18 protein-coding genes and 1 pseudogene are annotated in these 23,562 nt (G+C 58.9%); 10 read left to right on the top strand and 9 right to left on the bottom strand.

Going from position 1 to position 23,562, the window contains the following annotated elements; genetic code table 11:
• Nucleotides 1-64 precede the first annotated feature (64 nt).
• The 3 genes from catA to KOSB73_RS15840 form a co-directional block, all read right to left on the bottom strand.
• A complete protein-coding gene (gene catA / locus KOSB73_RS15850; protein WP_098140671.1) occupies nt 65-991 on the bottom strand; it encodes a catechol 1,2-dioxygenase in 927 nt (308 codons plus the stop codon).
• Between the two features lie 70 nt (nt 992-1,061).
• Nucleotides 1,062-1,352, bottom strand: a complete 291-nt coding sequence (gene catC, locus KOSB73_RS15845; RefSeq protein WP_004138111.1) for a muconolactone Delta-isomerase — start codon at nt 1,350-1,352, stop codon at nt 1,062-1,064.
• A 12-nt stretch (nt 1,353-1,364) separates the two neighbouring features.
• Nucleotides 1,365-2,531, bottom strand: a complete 1,167-nt coding sequence (locus KOSB73_RS15840; RefSeq protein WP_162685322.1) for a muconate cycloisomerase family protein — start codon at nt 2,529-2,531, stop codon at nt 1,365-1,367.
• A 172-nt stretch (nt 2,532-2,703) separates the two neighbouring features.
• On the opposite strand from KOSB73_RS15840, the pseudogene KOSB73_RS15835 reads away from it, so the two are divergent.
• A pseudogene (locus KOSB73_RS15835) lies at nt 2,704-3,542 on the top strand (IclR family transcriptional regulator domain-containing protein).
• A gap of 4 nt (nt 3,543-3,546) precedes the next feature.
• Here the strand turns inward: KOSB73_RS15835 and KOSB73_RS15830 are convergent.
• The gene (locus KOSB73_RS15830) at nt 3,547-5,037 is read right to left on the bottom strand and encodes an MFS transporter (RefSeq protein WP_049085248.1); all 1,491 of its coding nucleotides are present in this window, start codon (nt 5,035-5,037) and stop codon (nt 3,547-3,549) included.
• A 119-nt stretch (nt 5,038-5,156) separates the two neighbouring features.
• On the opposite strand from KOSB73_RS15830, the gene KOSB73_RS15825 reads away from it, so the two are divergent.
• The 6 genes from KOSB73_RS15825 to narI all read left to right on the top strand — a co-directional run bounded on the left by KOSB73_RS15825 (nt 5,157) and on the right by narI (nt 14,061).
• Nucleotides 5,157-5,732, top strand: a complete 576-nt coding sequence (locus KOSB73_RS15825) for a TetR family transcriptional regulator (RefSeq protein ID WP_024358241.1) — start codon at nt 5,157-5,159, stop codon at nt 5,730-5,732.
• Nucleotides 5,733-5,921: 189 nt separating this feature from the next.
• Nucleotides 5,922-7,310, top strand: coding sequence for a NarK family nitrate/nitrite MFS transporter (locus KOSB73_RS15820; protein WP_064410660.1), 1,389 nt, complete (start codon nt 5,922-5,924; stop codon nt 7,308-7,310).
• A 97-nt stretch (nt 7,311-7,407) separates the two neighbouring features.
• Complete coding sequence (locus KOSB73_RS15815; RefSeq protein WP_098140670.1) at nt 7,408-11,148, top strand: nitrate reductase subunit alpha; 3,741 nt, start codon at nt 7,408-7,410, stop codon at nt 11,146-11,148.
• On the top strand, nt 11,145-12,689 hold the full coding sequence (gene narH, locus KOSB73_RS15810; RefSeq protein ID WP_049090359.1) for a nitrate reductase subunit beta: 1,545 nt from the start codon (nt 11,145-11,147) through the stop codon (nt 12,687-12,689). The genes KOSB73_RS15815 and narH overlap by 4 nt, the downstream gene beginning before the upstream one ends.
• Nucleotides 12,689-13,384, top strand: a complete 696-nt coding sequence (gene narW, locus KOSB73_RS15805) for a nitrate reductase molybdenum cofactor assembly chaperone (RefSeq protein WP_004138128.1) — start codon at nt 12,689-12,691, stop codon at nt 13,382-13,384. The genes narH and narW overlap by 1 nt, the downstream gene beginning before the upstream one ends.
• Nucleotides 13,381-14,061 (top strand): respiratory nitrate reductase subunit gamma, encoded by a 681-nt coding sequence (gene narI, locus KOSB73_RS15800; RefSeq protein ID WP_004138129.1) that lies wholly within the window; start codon nt 13,381-13,383, stop codon nt 14,059-14,061. The genes narW and narI overlap by 4 nt, the downstream gene beginning before the upstream one ends.
• A gap of 129 nt (nt 14,062-14,190) precedes the next feature.
• On the opposite strand, the gene nhoA is transcribed toward narI, so the two are convergent.
• The 4 genes from nhoA to KOSB73_RS15780 all read right to left on the bottom strand — a co-directional run bounded on the left by nhoA (nt 14,191) and on the right by KOSB73_RS15780 (nt 18,594).
• A complete protein-coding gene (gene nhoA / locus KOSB73_RS15795) occupies nt 14,191-15,036 on the bottom strand; it encodes an N-hydroxyarylamine O-acetyltransferase (protein WP_098140669.1) in 846 nt (281 codons plus the stop codon).
• Between the two features lie 76 nt (nt 15,037-15,112).
• Nucleotides 15,113-16,768, bottom strand: a complete 1,656-nt coding sequence (locus KOSB73_RS15790; RefSeq protein WP_098140668.1) for an ABC transporter permease — start codon at nt 16,766-16,768, stop codon at nt 15,113-15,115.
• A gap of 156 nt (nt 16,769-16,924) precedes the next feature.
• Nucleotides 16,925-17,893, bottom strand: coding sequence for an ABC transporter substrate-binding protein (locus tag KOSB73_RS15785; protein WP_098140667.1), 969 nt, complete (start codon nt 17,891-17,893; stop codon nt 16,925-16,927).
• Nucleotides 17,890-18,594: an ABC transporter ATP-binding protein gene (locus KOSB73_RS15780; protein ID WP_162685325.1), complete on the bottom strand. Its 705-nt coding sequence runs from the start codon at nt 18,592-18,594 to the stop codon at nt 17,890-17,892. Before KOSB73_RS15780 ends, KOSB73_RS15785 begins: the two co-directional genes overlap by 4 nt.
• A 211-nt stretch (nt 18,595-18,805) precedes the next feature.
• On the opposite strand from KOSB73_RS15780, the gene KOSB73_RS15775 reads away from it, so the two are divergent.
• Nucleotides 18,806-19,387: a flavin reductase family protein gene (locus KOSB73_RS15775; RefSeq protein WP_024358247.1), complete on the top strand. Its 582-nt coding sequence runs from the start codon at nt 18,806-18,808 to the stop codon at nt 19,385-19,387.
• Nucleotides 19,388-19,532: 145 nt separating this feature from the next.
• Here KOSB73_RS15775 and KOSB73_RS15770 read toward each other — a convergent pair whose 3' ends face one another.
• The gene (locus KOSB73_RS15770) at nt 19,533-20,354 is read right to left on the bottom strand and encodes a helix-turn-helix domain-containing protein (RefSeq protein WP_004138139.1); all 822 of its coding nucleotides are present in this window, start codon (nt 20,352-20,354) and stop codon (nt 19,533-19,535) included.
• Nucleotides 20,355-20,557: 203 nt separating this feature from the next.
• On the opposite strand from KOSB73_RS15770, the gene KOSB73_RS15765 reads away from it, so the two are divergent.
• Both KOSB73_RS15765 and KOSB73_RS15760 read left to right on the top strand, forming a co-directional pair.
• Nucleotides 20,558-22,129 (top strand): alpha-L-rhamnosidase-related protein, encoded by a 1,572-nt coding sequence (locus KOSB73_RS15765; RefSeq protein WP_064342630.1) that lies wholly within the window; start codon nt 20,558-20,560, stop codon nt 22,127-22,129.
• 26 nt (nt 22,130-22,155) lie between these two features.
• A complete protein-coding gene (locus tag KOSB73_RS15760) occupies nt 22,156-23,538 on the top strand; it encodes a glycoside-pentoside-hexuronide (GPH):cation symporter (RefSeq protein ID WP_049086333.1) in 1,383 nt (460 codons plus the stop codon).
• The last annotated feature ends 24 nt before the right edge of the window (nt 23,539-23,562 follow it).

Raw genomic sequence — 23,562 nt, 5'->3', positions numbered from 1 at the left:
AACTCGTAATTTCGTTTTATTCTCCGGCCGCGATATGGCCGGAGTATAGCATTAACGCAGCGTTTTATTCCTGTGCGCGCAGGCGCGTACCGCGCTGTTCTTCATCGGCGTTAAGCGCTTTACACAGGGTAAAATCAAAGCGTACTTCAGTATGTTCCCCATCCAGTTCGCGCTGCTGAATAAGCTCGCGGTCGCTTACTTTTACCGGGTCGGCAATCAGGCCATCGCGGGTAGCGAACGCGAAATCATCCCATAGATATTTGTCACCGTTGGGATTAATCTGGCTGGTCAAATGTTTATAACCTGGCGCAGAGACGAAGAAGTGGATATGCGCCGGACGATTACCGTGGCGCCCCAGTTGGTTAAGCAGCTTTTGCGTCGGTCCATCCGGCGGGCAGCCGTAGCCGGAAGGCATTATGCTGCGCACGCTGTAGCGGCCATCGGCGCCGGTACGGATACGGCGACGCAGGTTGTATTCACTCTGGCTTTTATCAAAGAAAGAGTAGTTCCCAAGGGTGTTGGCGTGCCAGATATCAACGATAGCGTTGGCAACCGGGCGGCCCTGAGTGTCGTTGACCTGGCCGTAAAGCCACATCACTTCCCCCGCATCTTTACCATCATCCATACGGGTATGTCCGTCGGCCAGCGGCGCGTTCGCCACGTACAGCGGGCCTTCAATGGTGCGAGGGGTGCCGGTTTCCCGCTGCTCCGCGGCGTCGATAGCGTCCTGGCGCAGGTCGAGAAAGTGTTCCAGTCCGAGGCCTGCCGCCAGCAGCGCCGCTTCCTGGCGCCCGCCTAATTCATGCAGATAATTCACCGCATGCCAGAACTCTTCTTCAGTGATGTTATAGTCATCAATCAGCGTACAGATGTTTTCCAGCAGGCGGTGAATAATCGTTTTAAAACGTTCGTCGCCGCCGCTAATATTTAAGCCCGCGCTTTCGCGCAATAAATTTTGCACAGCATCTGGTTGTACGAATGCATTACTCATAATTAGTCTCACTTATCATTGTAGGATATTCGCCGAATTTCTTCGGCGCGAGGTTAGTGATTATTATTTATTAACGGTCGTCTTCGCGAATCGAGGAGGGATGACGACAGAGCGCCTCCACGCGAATTTGCATAAAGGGATATAGTGGTAAAGCCATTAAGATTTGATGCAATTCTTCAGCATCTTTCACATCAAAAATACTGACATTGGCGTAAAGACCGGCGACGCGCCAAATATGCCGCCACTTACCTTCACGCTGCAGCTGCTGTGAATAATTTTTTTCTCGCAGCTTAATTTCCTCTATTTCGTCAGCAGGAAATCCCAGCGGAATATTCACGGTCATATCGACTTTAAATAGCATACTAATCCTCGCTTATCCTTTGCGGCTATAGAAGCGCAGCTTGTCTTCATCCAGTTCAACGCCAAGACCCGGCGTTTGCGGCAGCGTCACCTCGCCCTCGGCAAAGGTGAGCGGGACGCTGACAATATCGTCCTTCAGCAACAGCGGGCCAAACATCTCGCTGCCCCACTGCAGGGGGAGCGTAGACCAGGCGTGCAGAGAGGCCAGGGTGCCAACGGTTCCCTCAAGCATCGTGCCGCCGTAAAGCCCAATTCCCGCTGCTTGCGCAACTTTCGCCAGCGCCAGTACGCTATTGGGCCCCCCCGCTTTGGCAATCTTCAGCGCATAGGCGCCGCTAAACCCCTGCTGCGCCAGGCGATATCCATCGTAGTGGGTCGCCACCGCTTCATCGGCCAGAATGGCCGTGTCGATATGATGACTGAGGCGCACCAGCGCAGCGTTATCCTGAGCGCCGACCGGCTGTTCAATCAAATCCACGCCCATCGCCGCCAGCTCGCGGCAGCCTTTTGCCGCTACGGTGGCGTCCCACGCCTGATTCACGTCGACGCGGATGCTGGCCCGGTCGCCCAGCGCTTCAACAATCGCGCGCGTGTGGCGCAGGTCGGTCTCCAGCGCCCGGGCGCCGATTTTCAGCTTAAACGCCTGATGGCGGCGCTCCGCAAGAAGCTTTTCGCCCTCGGCAATATCTTTCTCGGTGTCGCCGCTGGCCAGCGTCCAGAGAACCGGCAGCGAGGTCGTCAGCGCCCCGCCAAGCAGCGCCGAAACCGGCAGACCGAGCGCTTTACCCTGCGCATCCAGCAACGCGGTTTCAATCGCCGATTTGGCGAAGGTATTGCCTTTAACCGCGCCGTCCATACGGCTGGTCAGGGCATTTAAATTATCGGCCGCCTGACCTTTCAGCAACGGCGTCAGGTAGTGGTTTATCGCCGATACGATGGCTTCCGGGCTCTCCACGCCGTAGCTGAGTCCGCCGATGGTGGTCGCTTCGCCAATCCCGCAAATGCCATCCGAGCGGGTAACCCGGATTATCGCCAGCGTCTGACAGCCCATCGTGGTCATGGAGAGTTTATGCGGCCGAATGGTCGGGATATCTACCAACCAGCTTTCAATACGTTCAATGGTCGCGGTCATCTTTTTTTCCTGGTGATGAAATACATAACTTTTCCTACCCCGGTTCATAACGTGGGGTAACGATGCTGATGACAATAGGACTGCGCAATGGAGAGGGTCAACGGCGATAATCGAAATGTTGTGCGATTATCGACGCAGTTGTTAAGTTGAGGTTAATAATGTGATCGGCGTGGTAAAACCAGCACCAGGAATCCCCGCGTTTTTTACCCGCGATATAGTGATGCTCCGTGAGCCTATATCTTCAACAATCGAGGGGGTTATATGAGCGAAAAACAACCTGGCACACTCAGCGCCCGCCAGGCTGAACACGACCCTAACTTTATGTTATCCCTGGCGCGCGGTCTGGAGGTGCTGAACGCGTTTAGCCCCCAGCGGCAGCGCCTGACCATCTCCCAGCTTAGCCAGAAAACGCAGATCTCACGCGCGGCAGTGCGCCGCTGTCTGTATACCCTTGCCGCGCTGGGGATGGTGCACAGTCCGGATGGCCGCAGCTATGAACTGCTGCCTCGCGTACTGGCGGTGGGCCACGCTTATCTGGCCGGAACGCCGCTGGCTAAAGTCGCGCAGAGCGCGCTGGATACGCTGGGTAAAAACCTGGGAGAGTCCTGTTCCGCCGCCACGCTGGACGGCGATAACGTTCTGTATATCGCCCGCACGGCGGTGAATAATTTGCTCAGCGTGGATATCGGCCGCGGCAGCCGCCTGCCGGCATGGGCGACTTCCATGGGACGAGTCCTGCTGAGCGCATTGCCAGAAGAGCAGCTAGAGGTGACACTGTCACGGGCAAATTTAATCCGCTATACCCCGCATACCCTCTGCGATATACCGGGATTACGCGAAGAGATTGCCAGAGTGCGCATGCAAGGCTACGCGCTCGCCGATCGGCAAATTGAGGTGGGATTGTGTTCGCTGGCGGTACCGCTGCTTTCCCGCAGCGGCCAGGTGGTAGCGGCGCTTAACGTTGGCGTTCCCGCAGGCAGCACCAACGCCGCGGCGTTGAAAGAGAAAGCCCTGGCCCCGTTACGGCGGGCGGCGATGGCGCTTTCTCTTCAGCTATAAAGGATTAATTGAGTTCAGGCGCTTTTGCCAGGCTTCGCCAGATCCCCGCCGCCAGCAGCAGAAGCAGGACGCCAGCCGTCGCCAGCACGGTACTGTGCGAGTGAATAAACGCCGCCTTCGCCGCCTCAAGCAGGCTTTGCGCCGGAATGGCGGGCAGCGACTGCGCCAGCTTAATCGCCTCGCTGATGGAGGAGGACGCCTGCTCCGCCGCCGCGCCCTCGATCCCCTGCGGCAGGACGATTGACGAGGTGTAGCTGCGGGTCAGGATCAGGCCAAACAGAGCGATGCCCAGGCCCGCGCCCAGTTCATAGGCCATGGTCTCGATGGCCCCCGCCGCTGCCGCTTTCTCCTTCGGCGCAGCGGCCATGATCGCCGAGCTGGAGGCCAGCAGCGCGCTGGCGACGCTGAAGCCCAGCAGCGTCATCAGCCCCCATGCCTGCCACTGCTGCGTGCTGAAATCGGTCATCGACAGGCCGAGGAAGCTCAACGCGCTCAGCAGCATTCCGCCGGTGGCGACCTCGCGCAGCCCCAGACGCGACACCAGCATGCCGGCGATCGGTCCGCTGAAACCGCTCGCCACCATCACCGGCAGCATAAACAGCCCGGCTTCAAAAGGCGTTTTGCTATGCACAAACTGCAGCTCCTGCGCCATCAGCAGCTCAAACCCCACCAGCGTAATCAGCGCGGTCATCGCCATCATCACCCCGCTTAAAATAATGCGATGGGTAAACAGACGCATATCGACCATCGGCCGCGTTGCCGAGAGCTGTTTGCGCACGAACCAGAACAGCATCGCGGCGCCCGATACCGCCACCAGCCCGGTTAACCACAGCGCCATTTGCCCTTTGAGCGCCGTCTTGGCGCTAAACACCAGCATCAGGATGGCGGCGATGAGGATCAGCGCCTGGAAGAAATTGAGCGGCTGCTCGCGCCGCGCGGGCTGGCGCGGCACCACTTTGGCGTTAATCGCCATCACCAACAGCACGATCGGCACGTTGATCAGGAATACCGACCCCCAGTAAAAGTGCTCCAGCAGCATGCCGCCAATCAGCGGGCCAAACGCCGCGCCGCCGGAACCGACTGCCGCCCATAGACCCAGCGCCATATTGCGCTGTTGCGCTTGCGAAAAGGTGCTGCGGATACCGGCAAGGGTCGCCGGGACGATCATCGCCGCCCCCACCGCCAGCAGCGCGCGGGAGGCAATCAGCGTCTCCGCGGTTGGGGAAAACGCCGCCGCCAGCGACGCCGAGCCAAAAATACCGCTGCCAAGCAGGAGCAGCCGTTTAAAGCCGATTTTATCGCCCAGTGCGCCCATAGGCAGCACCATGCCTGCCATGACCAGCGAATAAATATCAATAATCCACAGTAGCTCGTTGCCGCTGGTGCCCAGCGCTACGCTTAGCGTGGGCGCGGCCACGTGGAGAACGGTGGCGTCAATCGCCACCGGAATATAAACCAGCAAAATCGCCATCAGCGTCAACCATTGCCGAGACATACTACCTTTCCTCAAAGTTAAATATTGGACAGCCGTCCAGGAAAGCGATCCTGCCGGAATGTTGAACGAGTGTCCAACTTTTTGTTACTATCGGCAAAAAAACCGGGGTCACAAACGTTATGAGCTACTTAAATCGCGATGCGCGTCGGGAAGTTATTGTACAGGCGGCCATGCGCGTGGCGCTTCAGGGCGGGTTTAGCGCCATGACCGTTCGCAATATCGCCGCCGAAGCCGGCGTTTCCGCCGGCCAGCTGCACCACCATTTCACCTCCGCGGGCGAGTTAAAGGCCCATACCTTCGTGCGCCTGATCCGCGAAATGATGGATATGCCGCTGGTCGCCGACGATGCCACATGGCGCGAACGCCTGTTTTCCATGGTGGGCAGCGATGACGGCAGGCTTGAGCCCTACATTCGTTTATGGCGCGAAGCGCAGCTGCTGGCCGATAGCGACGCTGACATTAAAGGCGCGTATCTGCTGACGATGAGCATGTGGCATGAAGAGACGCTGAAGATAATCCAGCGCGGGACCGAAGCGGGTGAGTTCAGGCCAAATGATCCCGCGGAAAGTATCGCCTGGCGGCTGATTGCCCTCGTCTGCGGTCTGGATGGTATTTACGCCCTGGGAATGAAGGAAATTGATGATGCCGCCTTTAACCAACATATCAATCATTATATTTCGCTGGAATTATTTTAATTCGAGTTACACTTTGTAACAAATAATCCCCACCTATTATTCGCGCGTCTCTTTTAGACGCGTTTTTCTTATCTATTCTTCATTCATTACAACAGATACATCACCCATCCCCTGGTTTTATTCCTTTTATTAATTTGCTGTTTTACAAGTTTATTCTTTTTGACTGACGACTGTTCATTCGAGGGCAATATGCAGAGCAAAAATGAGAAAAAGAATCATTATCTTTTAAAAGAGTGGAAACCAGAAAACGCGGCGTTTTGGGAGAATAAGGGAAAGAAAATAGCCCGCAGAAATCTTTGCATTTCCGTAGCTTGTCTGCTACTCGCTTTTTGCGTCTGGATGCTATTTAGCGCCGTCGCCGTCAATCTCAATAAGGTTGGATTTAATTTTACCACCGATCAGCTCTTTTTATTAACCGCCCTGCCTTCGCTCTCTGGTGCAATATTACGCGTGCCCTACTCCTTTATGGTACCTATATTTGGCGGGCGCTACTGGACGGTATTAAGCACGATTATTCTGGTCGCGCCCTGCATCTGGCTGGGCATAGCTATACAGAACACCGCTACTCCTTTTTGGGTATTTATTACGATTGCTTTACTCTGCGGTTTTGCCGGGGCGAACTTTGCGTCCAGCATGGGAAATATCAGTTTTTTCTTTCCTAAAGCGAAACAGGGCAGCGCCCTGGGCATCAACGGCGGCCTCGGTAATCTCGGCGTCAGCGTGATGCAGATGATCGCCCCGGCGGCGATTTTTGTGCCCATTTTCGCCTTTCTTGGCGTACACGGCGTGCCTCAGGAAGATGGTTCAATCCTCGCGCTAAGCAACGCCGCCCTCGTCTGGGTACCGCTGCTGGTGATAGCCACCATCGCCGCATGGGTAGGCATGAACGATATCGCCAGCTCGAAGGCATCCATTCGCGATCAGCTCCCGGTGCTAAAACGCCCGCATATGTGGCTGCTGAGCCTGCTCTATCTGGCCACCTTCGGCTCGTTTATTGGTTTTTCCGCGGGTTTTGCCATGCTGGCGAAAACCCAGTTTCCCGACGTTAACATCCTTAAGCTGGCCTTCTTCGGGCCGTTTATCGGCGCGCTGGCGCGATCGTTTGGCGGCATAATCTCCGACCGCCTCGGCGGCGTGCGGGTAACGCTGGTCAATTTTGTGCTGATGGCGCTGTTTACCGGCTTGCTGTTTCTTACCCTACCCGGCTCCGGCTCAGGTAGCTTTCTCGCCTTTTACGTCGTGTTTATGGGCCTGTTTCTGACCGCCGGTCTCGGCAGCGGTTCCACCTTCCAGATGATCGCCGTGATCTTCCGCCAAATCACCATCGACAGCGTGAAGAAACGCGGCGGCAGCGACGAGCAGGCCCAGCACGAAGCGGTGACCGATACCGCGGCGGCGCTCGGCTTTATCTCCGCCATCGGCGCGATTGGCGGCTTCTTTATCCCGAAAGCCTTCGGTACCTCGCTGGCGATGACCGGCTCTCCGGTCGGGGCGATGAAGGTCTTCTTTGTGTTCTACGTGGTCTGCGTGCTGGTGACCTGGCTGGTCTACGGCCGGCGCAAACCGGCAAAAAAATAACGACATCTTTTTTAGCGGATGGCGGCTGACGCCTTATCCGGCAAACGGGATCGTAAGGTCTTGTCAGGCCGGACATTATCGAAGCAGGAGAAATGTCATGAGTAAACTACTGGATCGCTTTCGCTACTTTAAGCAGAGAGGCGAGAGCTTTGCCAACGGTCACGGCCAGGTGTACAACACCAACCGCGACTGGGAGGACAGCTACCGTCAGCGCTGGCAGTTCGACAAAATCGTCCGCTCAACGCACGGCGTGAACTGTACGGGCTCCTGTAGCTGGAAAATTTACGTCAAAAACGGGCTGGTGACCTGGGAAACCCAGCAAACCGACTATCCCCGCACCCGCCCTGACCTGCCGAACCACGAGCCCCGCGGCTGCCCCCGCGGCGCAAGCTACTCCTGGTACCTGTATAGCGCCAACCGCCTGAAGTATCCGCTGGCGCGTAAGCGGCTGATTGCGCTGTGGCGCGAAGCATTGGCCCAGCATCCGGATCCGGTAGAGGCGTGGGACAGCATCATGCGCGACCCGGTAAAAACCCTTAGCTACAAACAGGTTCGCGGCAAAGGCGGGTTTATCCGTTCAAGCTGGAAGGAGCTGAACCAGCTGATCGCCGCCGCCAACGTCTGGACCATCAAAAACTACGGCCCGGACCGGGTGGCGGGCTTTTCGCCGATCCCGGCGATGTCGATGGTCTCTTACGCCGCCGGTACCCGCTATCTGTCGCTGCTCGGCGGCACCTGCCTGAGCTTCTACGACTGGTACTGCGACCTTCCCCCCGCCTCGCCGATGACCTGGGGCGAACAGACCGACGTTCCCGAATCCGCCGACTGGTACAACTCCAGCTATATCATCGCCTGGGGCTCCAACGTCCCGCAGACCCGGACGCCGGACGCCCACTTTTTTACCGAAGTGCGCTACAAGGGCACCAAAACCATCGCGATTACCCCGGACTTTTCGGAAGTCGCCAAGCTCAGCGACCAGTGGCTGGCGCCGAAACAGGGTACCGACAGCGCGCTGGCCATGGCGATGGGCCAGGTGATCCTTAAAACCTTTCACCTCGATAACCCCAGCGATTATTTTCTCAACTACTGCCGCACCTACACCGATATGCCGATGCTGGTGATGCTTGAACGCCGCGAGGAGGGTTTCTACGTTCCCGGCCGTATGTTGCGCGCCGCCGATCTGGTTGACGGACTGGGCGAAAGCAACAACCCGGAGTGGAAAACCGTCGCTTACAGCAGCACAGGCAATCTGGTTGCCCCTAACGGCTCAATTGGCTTCCGCTGGGGAGAGAAAGGCAAATGGAACCTCGAACAGCAGGCCGCCGGGCAAGCGATTGAACTCTCGCTGTCGCTGCTGGATAGCCGTGATGACGTGGTAACGGTGGGTTTCCCCTACTTCGGCGGCAACGAAAACCCGCACTTTCGCAGCGTTAAGCAGGAGCCGGTAACCCTGCATCAGCTGCCGGTTAAACAGCTGCCGCTGGCCAACGGCGAAACCGGCCTGGTGGTCAGCGTCTATGATCTGATCCTCGCCAACTACGGGCTCGATCGCGGTTTAGACGATCCCAACGCCGCGCAGGACTTCGGCGAGATGAAAGCTTATACCCCGGCGTGGGCCGAACAGATAACCGGCGTCCCGCGCCAGCACATCGAGCAGATCGCCCGTGAATTTGCCGATACCGCGCACAAAACCCACGGGCGGTCGATGATTATCCTCGGCGCCGGCGTCAACCACTGGTACCACATGGATATGAACTACCGGGGGATGATCAATATGCTGGTGTTCTGCGGCTGCGTCGGCCAGAGCGGCGGCGGCTGGTCGCACTATGTCGGTCAGGAGAAGCTGCGCCCGCAAACCGGCTGGCTGCCGCTGGCGTTCGCCCTTGACTGGAACCGCCCGCCGCGCCAGATGAACAGCACCTCTTTTTTCTACAATCACGCCAGCCAGTGGCGCTATGAGAAGCTGACTGCCCAGGAGCTGCTGTCGCCGCTGGCCGACGCCAGCCAATTCAGCGGCAGCCTTATCGACTTTAACGTCCGTGCCGAACGCATGGGCTGGCTGCCCTCCGCGCCGCAGCTGGGCGTCAACCCGCTGACTATCAAGGAACAGGCCGCCGCTGCGGGTCTTTCCCCTGCCGACTACACCGCCCGGGCGTTGAAGTCCGGCGAGATCCGCTTCGCCTGCGAACAGCCGGATAACGGCAAAAACCATCCGCGTAATCTGTTTATCTGGCGCTCTAATCTGCTGGGCTCTTCCGGCAAGGGCCACGAGTATATGCTCAAATATCTACTGGGTACCGACAGCGGTATTCAGGGCGATGAGCTGGGCGCCAGCGATAACGTGAAGCCCGAAGAGGTGGAGTGGCAGACCGCGGCCATCGAAGGCAAGCTCGACCTGCTGGTGACCCTCGATTTCCGCATGTCCAGCACCTGCCTGTTCTCCGATATCGTTCTGCCGACCGCCACCTGGTATGAAAAAGACGATATGAACACCTCGGATATGCATCCGTTTATCCACCCGCTGTCGGCCGCGGTAGATCCGGCCTGGGAATCACGCAGCGACTGGGAAATCTACAAAGATATCGCCAAAACCTTCTCCGAGGTCTGCGTCGGCCACCTCGATAAAGAGACCGACGTGGTGCTGGTGCCGCTGCAGCACGACTCCCCGGCGGAGCTGTCGCAGCCCTTCGAGGTGCTGGACTGGCGGAAAGGCGAATGCGAGCTGACGCCGGGTAAAACCGCGCCGTCGATCGCCGTGGTTGAGCGTGATTACCCGGCGACTTACGAGCGCTTCACCTCCCTTGGCCCGCTGCTCGACAAGCTGGGCAACGGCGGCAAAGGCATTACGTGGAACACCCAGAGCGAAGTCGATTTCCTCGGCAAGCTGAACTACGTCAAGCTGGACGGCCCGGCGAAAGGCCGCCCGCGCATCGACAGCGCCATCGACGCCTCGGAAGTGATCCTCGCCCTGGCCCCCGAAACCAACGGCCAGGTGGCGGTAAAAGCCTGGCAGGCCCTCGGCGAATTTACCGGCCGCGAGCACACGCACCTGGCGTGCAATAAAGAGGATGAAAAAATCCGCTTCCGCGATATTCAGGCCCAGCCGCGCAAAATCATCTCCAGCCCGACCTGGTCCGGCCTCGAGAGCGAGCATGTTTCCTACAACGCCGGCTATACCAACGTCCACGAGCTGATTCCCTGGCGCACCCTTTCCGGCCGCCAGCAGCTGTATCAGGATCATCCCTGGATGCGCGCCTTTGGCGAAAGCCTGGTGGTTTATCGACCGCCGATTGACACCCGCAGCGTCAGCCAGATGAAAGCGATCCCGCCCAATGGCTTCCCGGAAAAAGCGCTCAACTTCCTGACGCCGCACCAGAAATGGGGCATCCACTCCACCTACAGCGAAAACCTGCTGATGCTGACCCTGTCGCGCGGCGGGCCGATCGTGTGGATCAGCGAAACCGACGCCCGCGAGCTGGGTATCGAAGATAACGACTGGATCGAGGCCTTCAACGCCAACGGCGCGCTCACCGCCCGCGCGGTGGTCAGCCAGCGCGTACCGCCGGGCATGACCATGATGTACCACGCCCAGGAACGCCTGATGAATATTCCGGGCTCGGAAGTCACCGGCCGGCGCGGCGGGATCCATAACTCGGTGACCCGCGTGTGCCCGAAACCAACCCATATGATCGGCGGCTACGCCCAGTTGGCTTACGGTTTCAACTATTACGGCACCGTCGGCTCCAACCGCGATGAGTTCATCATGATCCGCAAAATGAAAAATATTGACTGGCTGGATGACGGAGGTCGCGATGGGGTACAGGAGGCGAAAAAATGAAAATACGCTCACAGGTCGGCATGGTTCTCAATCTTGATAAATGCATCGGCTGCCACACCTGTTCCGTCACCTGTAAAAACGTCTGGACCGGACGCGAAGGGATGGAATACGCCTGGTTTAACAACGTCGAAACCAAACCGGGCATCGGTTATCCGAAAAACTGGGAAGACCAGGAGGTATGGGAAGGCGGCTGGGTGCGCGACGTTAATGGCAAAATACGCCCACGTCTGGGCGGCAAAATGGGCGTCATCACCAAGATCTTCGCCAATCCGGTGATACCGCAGATTGACGACTACTATGAGCCGTTTACCTTTGATTACCAGCATCTACACAACGCGCCGGAGGGCAAACATCTGCCTACCGCCCGTCCGCGCTCGCTTATCGACGGTAAACGGATGGATAAAATCATTTGGGGGCCCAACTGGGAAGAGCTGCTCGGCGGCGAGTTTGAAAAGCGCGCCCGCGACCGTAACTTCGACAAGATTCAGAAGGAGATGTACGGCCAGTTTGAAAACACCTTCATGATGTATCTGCCGCGCCTGTGCGAGCACTGCCTGAATCCGAGCTGCGTCGCCACCTGCCCGAGCGGCGCCATCTACAAGCGTGAAGAAGACGGCATCGTGCTGATCGACCAGGACAAATGCCGCGGCTGGCGTCTGTGCATCAGCGGCTGCCCGTACAAAAAAATCTACTTCAACTGGAAGAGCGGCAAATCGGAGAAGTGCATCTTCTGCTACCCGCGTATCGAGTCCGGACAGCCCACCGTCTGCTCGGAAACCTGCGTCGGACGTATTCGCTATCTCGGGGTGCTGTTGTACGACGCCGACCGTATTGAAGAAGCCGCCAGCACCGAGCGCGAGATCGATCTCTACGAGCGGCAGTGCGAGGTGTTCCTCGACCCCCACGACCCGGCGGTGATTGAAGAAGCGCTGAAACAGGGGATTCCGCACAACGTGATTGATGCCGCCCAGCGCTCGCCGGTGTACAAAATGGCGATGGACTGGAAGCTGGCCCTGCCGCTGCATCCGGAATATCGCACCCTGCCAATGGTCTGGTACGTGCCGCCGCTGTCGCCGATTCAGTCCTACGCCGACGCCGGCGGTCTGCCGAAAAGCGACGGCGTGCTTCCGGCCATCGAAAGCCTGCGTATTCCGGTGCAGTATCTCGCCAATATGCTCAGCGCGGGCGATACCGGCCCGGTGCTGCGCGCGCTGAAGCGCATGATGGCGATGCGTCATTACATGCGCTCGCAAACGGTGGAAGGCGTCACCGATACCCGCGCCATCGAGGAGGTGGGCTTAAGCGTTGAGCAGGTCGAGGAGATGTACCGCTATCTGGCGATCGCCAACTACGAGGACCGCTTCGTGATCCCGACCAGCCACCGCGAAATGGCGCGCGACGCTTTCCCCGAGCGCAACGGCTGCGGCTTTACCTTTGGCGACGGCTGCCACGGCTCCGACAGCAAATTCAACCTGTTCAACAGTAGCCGTATCGATGCCATCAACATCACCGAAGTACGCGATAAAGCGGAGGGGGAATAATGCAAATCCTCAAAGCGATCGGCCTGCTGATGGAGTACCCGGATGAGTTTCTTTGGCAGTGCAAGGAGGAGGTGCTGAGCATGGTGCGTCGCGACGCCCCCCTGCTCGACGACTTCGCCGCGGCGATGCTGAATGCCCCGCTGCTGGACAAGCAGGCCGAATGGTGCGAAGTGTTCGACCGGGGCCGCGCCACGTCGCTGCTGCTGTTTGAACACGTTCACGCCGAGTCTCGCGATCGCGGCCAGGCGATGGTCGATCTGCTCGCCCAGTATGAAAAAGCGGGCCTGGTGCTCGACTGCCGCGAACTTCCCGACCATCTGCCGCTGTATCTGGAATACCTCAGCATATTGCCGGAAGCCGAAGCCCGCGAAGGGCTGCAAAACGTCGCGCCGATTCTGGCCCTGCTGGGCGGGCGGCTCAAGCAGCGCGATACGCCGTGGTACCTGCTGTTTGACGCCCTGCTGAACCTTGCCGGAAGCCCTCTTTCAAGTGACAGTGTCACGAAGCAGGTCAAGCAAGAAACACGGGATGACACCCGGCAGGCGCTGGATGCGGTCTGGGAAGAAGAACAGGTGAAATTTATCGAAGACAACGCTACGGCCTGTGACAGCTCACCGTTACAGCAATATCAACGACGCTTTAGCCAGGACGTGGCGCCGCAGTACGTCGACGTCAGCGCGGGAGGCCCGAAATGATACAGTACCTGAACGTCTTTTTTTACGACATCTACCCCTACATCTGCGCGACGGTCTTTTTCCTCGGCAGCTGGCTGCGCTACGACTACGGTCAGTACACCTGGCGCGCCTCCTCCAGCCAGATGCTGGATAAACGCGGGATGGTAATCTGGTCGAATCTGTTCCATATCGGCATACTCGGCATTTTCTTTGGCCATCTGTTCGGCATGCTAACGCCGCACTGGATGTATGCCTGGTTTTTGCCGATTGCGGTCAAGCAGCAGATGGCGATGGTGCTCGGCGGCGTGTGCGGCGTTCTGACGCTGATTGGCGGCGCGGGGTTGCTCTGGCGCCGTCTGACCAACCAGCGCGTGCGCGCCACCTCGACGATGCCGGACATTATCATCATGAGCATTCTGCTGATTCAGTGTCTGCTCGGGCTGAGCACGATTCCTTTCTCGGCGCAGTATCCTGACGGCAGTGAAATGATGAAGCTGGTTGGCTGGGCGCAGGGCATCGTGACTTTCCGCGGCGGCTCGTCTGAAATGCTCAGCGGCGTCGCCTTTGTCTTCCGCGTGCATCTGGTGCTGGGGATGACGATTTTCCTGCTGTTCCCGTTCACCCGCCTGGTTCACGTCTGGAGCGCGCCGTTTGAATATTTCACCCGCCGCTACCAGGTGGTGCGTTCAAGACGCTGAGCAAAATCGGCAATCATCCCGGGTGACGGCGTCAACGCCTAACCCGGGCCACAGGAGCCTGTAGCCCGGCTAAGCATCGCGCAAGCCGGGTAACATCCACGTTTGACAGCCAATGGTTCTGTACGATGTTTATTTTCCGGCCTCTGGATGGGTATCAAACGCCGCCATCACCGCCGCCAGCTCCGCTTCGCTGAAGCCGTATTTGGCATCATCGACGCCGAGACCAAAACGCGTTTTCAGCGCTTCATACAGCGCCGGAACATCCGCTAAATCCAGCTTTTCGACCACATGGTTTTTATCCCAATGGGTAAAGTGGAAATTGGTCAGCGTCATCTTGCCGCCGTCCGGTAAATGGCGGCACATCAGCAGATGGTGGCGGAAGTGCGACTGCGGCCAGTGCGCCGACCAGAAGTTGCCCATCACATAGTCAGCAGCGTACTGGCGACCTAAATCAAAATGGTACATCGACTGCCAGTGGCCGTGATGGCTAAACTGCAGCGCCCACTCATCCCCTTCGTAAATCAGACGATACTCGCCGTGCGGCGTGGCTTGTTCAATATCCGCCAGCAGCTTAATCGGCGCGGTGAGGGTCTGGCCGCCGAAGCCGACGTCGGCAATCCAGCGTTCACCCTCCACGTCCACCAGCAGCAGCCGGTGGGTTCGCGGCGGCATATGCGGCGGATTGGCCAGCACCACGCGGCCCAGAAGGCTGCGCACGTTAAAACCGATCTCGCGCAGCGCCCTCTCGAGCAGGCCGTTTTGCTCAAAGCAGTAGCCGCCGCGGCGACCATGAATCAGCTTATCCTCAAAGGTACGATCGTCGAGATGAATCTCTCTGGGCAGCAGCACATCGAGATTCTCAAAGGGGATGGCGCCATTATGATGGATATGCAGTTCGCGCAGGGTGTTCAGAGATACATCCGGGGTGCCCACCCAGCCCAGGCGAGAAAAATAGGCGCTTAAAAAGGGACTCATCAATGCCTCCAGCAATCGGTGTCCGACATTTATAGCCTTTTTTTGTCGCCTGATGGCGTATTTTGTGCGATCGGCGTTATTCGCGCGCGCCCCGCTGCATCAACGCCAGCGCGCTGAGCATCAGCCCCAGACCGGTAAACAACGTCAGCGAGGCCATCGCCATGCCTTGTCCTGGGGATCCCTGCTCAAACTGACGCCAGATAAACACCGCCACGGTTTGCGTCCCGGCGGGGGCCAGCAGCAGCGAGGTCACCAGCTCGCGTGAGGCGATGGCAAACACCATCAGCATCGCCGCCAGCAGCGCCGGAAAGACCAGCGGCAGGACGATCAGGCGCAGCGCCTGCAGGGGCGTGGCGCCGTGCACCCGCGCGGCGGGCTCAAGGTTATGACCAAGCTGGCGCAGCGCGCTGCCAACGTAGCGCACCGGCCACGGCAGCAGCAGACAGCAGTAGGACAGCAGCAGCATAAACCCGGTGTTGTAAGGCGACACCGGCCAGAACGGCTGGTTCCACAACAGAATCAGCCCGACGCCGACCACCACGCCCGGCAAAGCCGCCGGCATCAATGACAGCGCATCGACGATCGCGCTGCCCTTCATTTTCTGCACCAGCACCAGCCATGCCGCCAGCAGGCCAATGACGCCGACAATCAGCGCCGAAGCCAGCGCCAGCGAAAGGCTGGTGCCCAGCGCCGACAGCGCGTCGCCCTGCTGGGCAAACAGCGCCGTGAAATGGCGGAGGGTAAAGTTATCGCCATGAATACCGCCCGACAGGGTACTCATCAGGCTGGTCAGCACCATCGATGCTCCCGGCAGCATCACGGCCACGCCCCCGACGCTCGCCATTAACAACGTCGCAGGAAGCGCCAGCCAGCCCAACTCCGCCCCGCTATTCTCTCCCGGTTTGCCGGTGACGCTGGTGACCTCTTTATCGCCTGTCAGCCGTTTTTGCAGCCACCAGGCCAGCAGCGCCACCGCCATCAGCAGCAGCGACAGCAGCGACGCGCCGGGGAGATCGATAGGCCAGTCGGCGAGCTTTTTCTCAATTCCCACGGTGAGCATCAGCAGACCCGCGCGCGGCCCGAGGGCCGCCGGAACGCCGTACTCTTCTATCGCCAGGGTGAACGCAAGCAGCATCCCCGCCGCCAGGGCCGGCGAAAGCATCGGCAGCGTAATGTGCCAGAACGCCCGCCAGGCGCTGGCCCCGTGCACCCGAGCGACGATCGCCAGCCGCTGACCGCTCGCCAGCAGGCTGCGCGAAACGGCAAAATAGACCACCGGGAAAATATTGAGCGTCATCACCAGCACGATCCCGCTGCGGCTAAACAGCAGATCGTTGAGATCCCAGCCGGTTAGCTGTTGCAGATAGCCGTTGCTTTGCAGCAACAGCGTCCACGCCAGCGCAGCGATATAGGGCGGCGTAAGAAACGGGATCAGAAACAGCACATCCCACAGCCGCGGCAACGGCACATTAAACAACCCGCGCAACACGCCCAGCGGCAGGCCGATCAGCACGCTCATCAGCGCCACGCCGCAGGCCACCCACAGGGTACCGCCGAGCATCATTGGCAGCTGCGGGTCGGCAATCAGCGCCGCCACGCCGCTAAACGCGCCTTCCAGCGATCCGGCGCTAAACCGGGGGAAAATTGCCTGCAGAACAATAAAGAGCAGCGGCAACGCCACCAGCACCAGCAGCACCGCCAGCGTGCCAGCGGAAATCAGTTTCTGTTTCACGGTATTTTCCTGAATACGATCTTTCCCGGCTCGCGCTGCGCTTAGCCGGGCTACAGGGTCACAGCCATCTGCGGTCCGGTAGCCCGGACAGGCGCGCCAGCGCCGCCTCCGGGGAATGTGCCGGAGCAAATTTTCGCAGCCCCGGGCAAAATCGGTTTACTGGGCGAAAAGCGTATTAAAGCGGGAAAGCACCGCGCTGCGGTCGCTCTTGCCATCGCTGACGGTTGGCAGAATTTTTAGCTCGTTGAGCAGCGGGCGCTTCGCCGGAACATCGCTGCGGGCGGGCATCAGCCAGGCATCGGCGACCCGGACCTGGCCTTCCGGCGACAGCACATAATCCACGAAGGCTTTTGCATCGTCAGCATGCTGGCTGGTTTTGAGGATCATCATCGGCCGCGGAGCAATCACCGTGCCGCTGGCCGGGAAAATCACCTTCAGCGATTCGCCCTGATCGATATTGCCGTATGACACATAATCGACCGCGCCGAACACCGCCGCTTTCGCCCCCTGCATCACCGGCGTCACCGCCTGGGCGTTCGGCCCGCTAACCACCATGCCGTTGTTTTTTAAATCGTCAAACAGCGCCCATGCTTTATCGCCCATGCCATTCTGTAACCCGATCAGCAAATCCAGCGATGCGCCGGAAAGCGCCGGGTCCGGCGTCGTCACTTTGTTTTTGAACGCCGCTTCGGTCAGGTCGCGCCACTCTTTCGGCTCCGGGGTGCCGCTTTTGCTGTTCCACACAATCCCCAGCGCCGAAATACCCTGGGCAACGTAATCGGCGGATTTCAGGTTGGCCGGAACCTTATCGGCGTTGGCGCTCTGGTACGGCAGCAGCCAGCCGCGATGATGGAGATCCTCCGCCGTATCCCACGAAGCGGAGATCAGCACATCCGCCTGCGGGTTAGCCTGTTCGGCCTCAAGACGCGCCATCACCTTGCCGGTGGTGGCCTGGAAAATATTCACCTTAACGCCGGTTTTCTGCTCATACCCGCTGGCGAGGCTTTTCGCCAGCGAGCCCGGACCGGCGGTATAAACGGTGAGCGCGTGGGCGCTGGAAATCATTGTGGCGGACAACATCATCGCGAGCACGGCTCCTTTCTTAACGGTCATAACGGCTTTCATGCGGGTTCCCCTGAGGATGAAGAAACGGCGCGGACGGCGGCAACGCAGCCCGCGGATAAATGCACAATCTTGTCGGCCAGCAGTTCGGCTTCGCGACGGTCGTGGGTGACGTAGACGGCGGTGATGCCCAGCTGGCGCAGCAGGCGGCTCATTTCGATGCACAGCGACTCGCGCAGCTCGCTGTCGAGATTGGAGAGCGGCTCGTCGAACAGCAGCACGCGCGGTTCGGCGACGATGGCGCGGGCCAGCGCGATGCGCTGCTGTTGGCCGCCGGAAAGCCCTGACGGTTTGCGGTCGGCGAAGCCGCTGAGGCCGACCAGCGCCAGCGCCTCCTCGACCCTATGCTGACGTTGCTGACGCCCGACGCCGCGCATGCGCAGCGGAAAAGCCACGTTCTGCGCCGCCGTCATATGCGGCCACAGGGCGTAATCCTGGAAGACCATGCCGAGATCGCGCTGCTCCGGCGGCATCCCCCAGCCGGCTTTCGCCACCAGGCGATCGCCAAAGTGAATGCTGCCGCTGGCGGGTACGGTTAATCCAGCGAGCAGGCGCAGCAGCGTGCTTTTACCGCAGCCCGAAGGCCCCAGCAGCGCAACAGTGCTGCCCGCATCGATATGCAGATCGATCTGATTAAGCACGGTGTGGGCGCCGAAGGCGAAAGAAACGCCGTCGAGTTTAATGCTGGTCAGCGCGCGCATTATCGCCCTCCCCGATGGGAAAGCGAGGCTCTGCCCGCGGTCAACATCCGCCGGCGCGCGCTCACCTGAGATAAATTCAGGGGAGCTAACATCTTGTTATCCTCTTTGGGACTTAGTGACGCCGACTATAGGGAGCCTTGATGACGTATTGATTACATTTTCATTGCGGATTAACGTGTTGTCTGGCATCAGACCCATTTACCAAGGAACGCATATGAGCCGTTTTCGCCACGTGGAACTCCAGTACGCCAGTCGCCTGCTCAACCATGGCCCGACCATTCTGATAACCAGCTATGACGCCCCGTCTCAACGCCGCAACGTTATGGCCGCCGCGTGGTCGATGCCGGTGGAGTTCGCCCCGCCGCGGCTGGCCATCGTGGTGGATAAAAGCGCCTGGACACGGGAAATTATCGAGCGCAACGGCACCTTCGGCATCGTCGTCCCCGGCGTCGAAGCCGCCAGCTGGACCTACGCGGTCGGCAGCATCAGCGGGCGCGATGAGGATAAATTTAACGCTTATGGTATTCCGGTGGTGCAAGGCCCGGAGCTGGGATTGCCGCTGATTGAAGAAAAGTGTCTGGCGTGGATGGAGTGCCGACTGCTGCCGGCAACGGCGGCTCAGGAGCAGTACGATACGCTGTTTGGCGAAGTGGTTTCCGCCGCCGCCGATGAGCGCGCCTTCGTCACCGGCCGCTGGCAGTTCGACGACGATAAAATTAATACCCTGCATCATCTCGGCACCGGCAACTTTGTCGCCAGCGGTCGCCACGTCCGCGCCAATACCCCGGAAGAGTAGGCTCCCTCATTGACGCAGGCGCGGTTAGCGGCCTGCTCGCTTCATCCCGGGGGCGGCGCAGAGCGCCTTGCCCGGGCGACAGGTTCGCAGACCGCTGAGGGCGCGTAGCCCGGACAGATGCGCAGCATCGCCTCCGGGGAGAGAACTACCGCTGCAAACGACGCCGGTCTTCGCTGGGGGTCAGGCCAAAGACCTTTTTATATAAGGTGGTAAAGTGATTGCTGTTGGCAAAACCGCATAAATAAGCCACTTCGGTGATCGTCATATCGGTTTCGCGTAATTTTACGCGCGCCGAAACTAATCTCAGCCGCTTTAAATAATTATCCGGGGTCAGTCCCGTCGCCTCTTTAATATGACGAAAAGCGGTCCGCGTAGTCAGATGAAATTTATCCGCCAGCTGCTGCCAGTTATGTTCTTCAAAACAGTGCTCCTGTAGCCAGGTCAGCAGCTTATGCAGCTTATATTTGGTATTACTGTATTCGGCTTCAGTTTCCGCATGCAGAATCGTCGTTACCAGCTGGAAAAACGCGGCTTCTCTCAGGGCGATATTTCCTGCCTGCCGCAGCTCGCGTGAAAAGATTTTGTCAACCAGCTCCTTGCAGGTATGGCGGGTGTCCGGAGCCAGCCAGCCGTAACAGGCGGCCTTCCGCGCGGAGAAGGTCTGCAATAACGTATCGAGCTGCTGTAAATAATGGAACTCAACCAGTGGGTTAATCAATACGTTAATTAACTTCAGCGTTCCCAGCTCATCATAATAATGTACATCGCCCGGCTGAACGTAAAAAACGTCCCCCTGTTGAATATATAATGGCCGGCCATTAATAACGTGTAAACCGTGTCCTTGCTCAACGATCACCAGTTCAGCAAATTCGTGACTGTGTTCATGGCTATTATCTTCCGGGTCACTGGCGTACATCCCCAACTTATCCTGCGGATGGGTGAAATAATACTCAACGGTTAACATCATCGATTAAGTCCAAAACGACATACGGTGCACGGGCAAGATAATGCATTTCACCGGCGGCCACGAGTCAGATTTGTGGAATTGTGATCGCCGACCCGCCCACCCCATTATCAGTGCCATTTTGTCAAATGCATTGGCATTGCCAGAGTGGTTGCCGCGGGCGGCGGCGTCTTATGCTGCGGACAATTAAACACAGAGGACGCAGTATGTCACAGGCAATTCAGCATAATTCTCAGGTCACGATGACTCGCCACCCGCATTTTCTACGCATCGCCGAGGCGCTCCGGCCCGCGCTGCGCCGTCAGGCGCATCTGCCGAGCGCGGTGGTGGAAGCCCGCGCCGACGCCGCGGCGCTCTTTGGCTGGCGCGCCGAGCCGGTGAGCACCCTGGCCGCGTTTTACCAGCGCGAGCTGACCAGCGGCGATAGCGTCATTATTGATTTTGGCAGCCACTACGTTGGCTACCTGCATTTTCTCTGCCGGAGCGCCGGGAGCCCGCCGGACGCTCCGGCCCATCTGCAGTTCACCTTCGGCGAAACGCTGAGCGAAGTGTGCGAACCGTTCAGCGATTATCAGGGCTGGCTCAGCAGCAGTTGGCTGCAGCAGCAGGATCTGTGGCTCGATGTCCTGCCCGCCGAAGTTGACCTCCCGCGTCGCTACTGTTTCCGCTACCTGAAGGTGGAGGTCAAAGCCGTTTCGCGCAAGTTTCGTCTGCAGTTTGACCAGATCCAGGTTAATGCCGTTACCTCAGCCAGCGGCGCATGCCCGGCGGCGACCACCTCCGACCCGCAGCTCCAGGCCATCGATAGCATCGCCGTTCTGACCCTACAAAACTGCATGCAGGAGGTGTTTGAAGATGGGCCCAAACGCGACCGCCGCCTGTGGCTCGGCGATTTACGTCTGCAGGCGCTGGTGAACGATGTCACCTTCGCCCGCCACGATCTGGTGCGCCGCTGCCTGTACCTTTTCGCCGGGCATACTCGCGAGGATGGGATGGTGTCGGCCAACGTGTTCGTCCAGCCGGATGTCGTTGCGGACGATACCTTTCTGTTTGATTATTCATTGTTTTTTGTCGACGTTCTTTATAACCATTGGCAAAGCGCCGAGGACGTTGAAACGGCCCGCGAGCTGTGGCCCACGGCGCGCCGTCAGGTAGAGCTGGCGCTAAGCCGCTGCGGCCCCTCCGGTATTGTGCGCGATAGCGACGACTGGTGGGTGTTTATCGACTGGCAAGCGTCGCTGAATAAACAGGCGGCGGCGCAGGGCGTGCTGATTTACTGCCTGCAGCGCGCGGTCTGGCTGGCGGAACGCTTTGAGCCTGAATTAGCCGCCCGCTATCGCACCCGTTTACAGCAGCTTAAAGCGGCGGCGCTTGATTCGTTCTGGGACGAGCGGCAAGGCTTCTACATTAGCGGCCCGCTGCGCCAGGTCTCATGGGCATCGCAAATCTGGCTGGTGCTGGCGGAAGTCGGCACGCCGCAGCAGAGACGGGAGATCATGCGCAACCTGGAGAAAAATCCCCCCGCCATCGCCATGAACACGCCGTACCTGCGTCACCACTATATCGCCGCCCTGTTGCAGTGCGGGCTGCGGGATGAAGCGATTGCGCAGATCAAGGCCTACTGGGGCGCCATGGTCGACTACGGCGCCGATACTTTCTGGGAAATCTTCGACCCGGCGCATCCTGACTTTTCCCCTTATGGCAGCAAACTGATCAACAGTTACTGCCATGCGTGGAGCTGCACCCCGGCCTGGTTTATTCGCCAGTACGGACTTTAACAACAACGATAAGCGAGTTTATTTTTATGGCAGAAACAACCTTTACCCTGTGGCGGCAGCGCCTTGGCTATGGCATCGCCGACCTCTCCTGCAACCTTGTGTGGCAGATGATCTCTCTTTATCTGATGTTCTTTTATACCGACGTGATGGGACTGCCCGCCTATTACGTTGGCCTGATGTTCCTCGTTACGCGTCTGGTGGACGGCGTTGCCGATGTGCTGATGGGGTTGGTTATCGACAACACCGCCACCCGCTGGGGACGCTGTCGTCCATACCTGCTGATCGGCGCGCTTCCCTTCGGACTGCTGTGTATTCTGGCCTTCTACGTGCCGGATTTCGGCACCACCGGTAAGCTGATCTACGCTTTTATCACCTACCTGTGCCTGTCGTTTCTCTATACCCTCGTCAACATTCCGTTCTGCGCCATGCTGCCGTTTCTGACGAACGACTCGCGCGAACGCACCACGCTGTCGGCGGTGCGTATCCTGCTCGGCTCGCTCGGCGCAACCATTGTCGCGGTCGCCACTCTGCCGCTGGTTAGCGCGCTGGGGAAAGGCAATCAGCAGCACGGTTTCTTCTATACGGCGGTGGTTTTCGGCGTTATTGCCACCTTTTTCCTGCTGGTGAGCTTTCGTAACGTTAAAGAAAATATCAGCATTACCCAGGAGCGCATGACCTTAAAACGCGCCTGGGTCAGCCTGCGCGCCAACCGGCCGTGGTTCGTCTTCGCCATTAATATTTTCCTGATGTGGGGCGCGTTCTTCTTCCAGACCGGGGCGCTGGTCTACTTCTTCCACTACTACGTCGGCAATAACGATCTCACGGCGATCGTCGCCGGGATCTCCACCTTCGTGCCGCTGCTGGGTACCCTCACCGTACCGCTGCTCGCCAGCCGCATGAAAAAGCGCCACGTTTATCTGGTCGCCAGCGCGATCAACCTGGTCGGCATGGGCATGATGATGGCGGCAGGCGTTAACAGCTGGGGGCTGATCGCCGGTGCGGTGGTGCTATCGCTTGGCGCCGGACAGCGCACGGCAATTTACTTCTCCATGCAGGCCGATCCGGTGGATTACGGGGTGTGGAAAACCGGCATCAATACCGCTGGCATTTTGACCTCTATCAACGGTTTTCTTGGCAAAGTGGCTATGGCGGGCGCGGGCGCTATTACCGGGGTACTGCTCTCATCCGGCGGCTATATCGCCAACCAGGCCCAAAGCGACGGCGCGATGCTGGCGATTAAAGCCTGCTACCTCTATATCCCGGCGCTGTTGATTGTCGCCTCGATGCTGTGGATAGGCCGTTTCTACCGCCTCGACGACCAGTACGAGCAGATCCGCGCCGACCTTGATGCCGGACGCCGCGCGCCGTCGGATGCGTCATCAGTCGCCGGAGAAAACCACGCCCTGTAAGGCGCTGCATACCCTTCATACCTC

The organism is Klebsiella grimontii, assembly GCF_900200035.1.
GTDB classification, from domain to species: domain Bacteria; phylum Pseudomonadota; class Gammaproteobacteria; order Enterobacterales; family Enterobacteriaceae; genus Klebsiella; species Klebsiella grimontii.
This window is presented reverse-complemented; position numbering and strand designations above follow the sequence as displayed.